2 protein-coding genes are annotated in these 1,842 nt (G+C 58.4%); one reads left to right on the top strand and one right to left on the bottom strand.

Translation table 11 applies throughout. The features are described from left to right. The first annotated feature begins 219 nt into the window (after window positions 1-219). Window positions 220-957, top strand: coding sequence for a transglycosylase SLT domain-containing protein (locus GX108_01255; protein ID NLO55674.1), 738 nt, complete (start codon window positions 220-222; stop codon window positions 955-957). Between the two features lie 88 nt (window positions 958-1,045). Here GX108_01255 and xth read toward each other — a convergent pair whose 3' ends face one another. Continuing rightward, window positions 1,046-1,831, bottom strand: a complete 786-nt coding sequence (gene xth / locus GX108_01260; protein NLO55675.1) for an exodeoxyribonuclease III — start codon at window positions 1,829-1,831, stop codon at window positions 1,046-1,048. Window positions 1,832-1,842 lie beyond the last annotated feature (11 nt).

Consider the following 1,842-nt stretch of genomic DNA (forward strand, 5'->3'; position numbering starts at 1 on the left):
CGACAGGATCGCGCAAATCGCCGAAAGGGGACGAAAAAATAGGGTTTGTTGCAGCCTTTTGCCAGGGTTACAGCCAGGGTTTTGCCTCCGGACCGTCATGGCATTTGAAATGATTGTATACTATTCTTGCTTTTCACGGATTTGTGTCTATAATACCCGGGTCAGTATAAAACCACCTTAAGTGCCATCGGGTGACCCTATTTCGAAGGGGGCGGGTATTTGATTCGAAGACTCCTGAGGGATTTTATCCTGGCGATCGTCATGGTGTGCGCAGCTTTCGTCCTGGTCCACACCTTACTGGGAGAGAGCCTGGATAATTCCCCGGTGAACGCCGTCTCCGAATGGAGCCGGGATCGTGCCGTGGCCGACCGTGTTTCACAGCTTGACGGCACCGTCACCGCGACGCTCAGAGTAATGGACTTTGAACCCGAAGCTCTTGTCGAATGGCAAAGGGAAAACCCCGAGTCGGTTCTTCGCAGACTTTGGAGTATGGACCCTGCCAACCAAAAAAACGCCTCGGTCATCGCGCTTTACATCCTCCACCAGAACCGCAACGTCGACCCGCTGACCGCTTGGCGGGAAGCGGTCTCTTTCGTGCATTACAGCCACAAGTACGATGTCCCCCTCACGCTTGCCGTGGCGGTGGGCAATACCGAGAGCCACTTTGACCCCAAGGCGAGGAGCTCCTACGGCGCCGCCGGGGTCATGCAGGTGGTCTGGAGGGTGCATTCACACCTTCTCATGGCTCACGCCGGTCTCAAGACGGAAGGAGACCTTTACCACCCCGAGAAGGGGGTATCCGCCGGAGTCCTGCTGCTTTCGAGGTACATGACGGCCTGCGGCAATACGAAGCGGGCCCTGGGAAGATACTGCGGCGGGGGCGTGGAGCGGTACTGGGCGAAGGTCAACAGGGGCATGAAACAGGTCGTAAGCTACGGCCTGAATCCCGAAATCTGATCCTCTTTGTCCACATAATTATCCCCATCCTGTGGATGCCCCGGCGGCATCCACAGGGTCATTCCTGCCTGCAAAATCCCGATGGGCTTTACAACCTGAATTCGGCAACGACCACGGTATGGTCCGAGGGCCTTTCCCAGGCGCGGGGCTCCCGGTCACTGTAGCTGTCGATGGATCTCTCGGCCAGCGGGGCCGTGGCGAGGATATGATCGATTCTCCAACCTATGTTCCTCTCGAGGGAGTTCGGGACCCTGTAATCCCAGAAGGAGTACTCCCCCTCACCCGGACGGTGCTTCCGGAAGACATCCACCAGGCCCATGGAGCAAAGGCTCCGGAAGGCCTTCCTGACGTCCTCGTGGAAGCAGACGTGGTTTTTCTTGTTTTTCGGGTTGGTCACGTCGATCTCGGTGGGGGCCACGTTGAGGTCGCCCACCAGCGCCAGCCGTTCCTTGGGGGCCCCCCTGGAGCGCAGAAAATCCTCGAGCCTCTCGAAGAACCTGAGTTTCATGGGGTAGTCGGGGTGGTCTATGGCTTTGCCTTGGGGCACGTAGGCGTTGATCACCCTGAGGTCGCCGAAACGGCACCAGGCAATGCGGGTCCTGCCCGAGGGCTCCTCGCCGTCGCCAAGGCCGAATCCGTGTTCGTCGGGCGGAACCGTCGAAGCAATGGCCACGCCGTTGTAGGACTTTTCACCGCTGAAGCACACGTGAAAGCCAAGGTCTCCGAAGAAGGAGGCCGGGAAGGATCCGTCCTCCACCTTCGTCTCCTGGAGGCAGAGGCAGTCCATCCTGTTGTCGGCGAGCCACCTTTCGAGGATGGGCAACCGGCTCCTGATGGAATTCACATTGAACGTGGCGATCTTAAAATTGTCCATCGCAAGGCTCC

Origin of the sequence: Thermovirga sp. (assembly GCA_012523215.1) — a bacterium.
GTDB lineage: Bacteria > Synergistota > Synergistia > Synergistales > Thermovirgaceae > 58-81.

Bases quoted from the DNA above. Each gene is read 5' to 3' on its own strand.
- xth (NLO55675.1), bottom strand. From the start codon at position 1,831: ATGGACAATTTTAAGATCGCCACGTTCAATGTGAATTCCATCAGGAGC.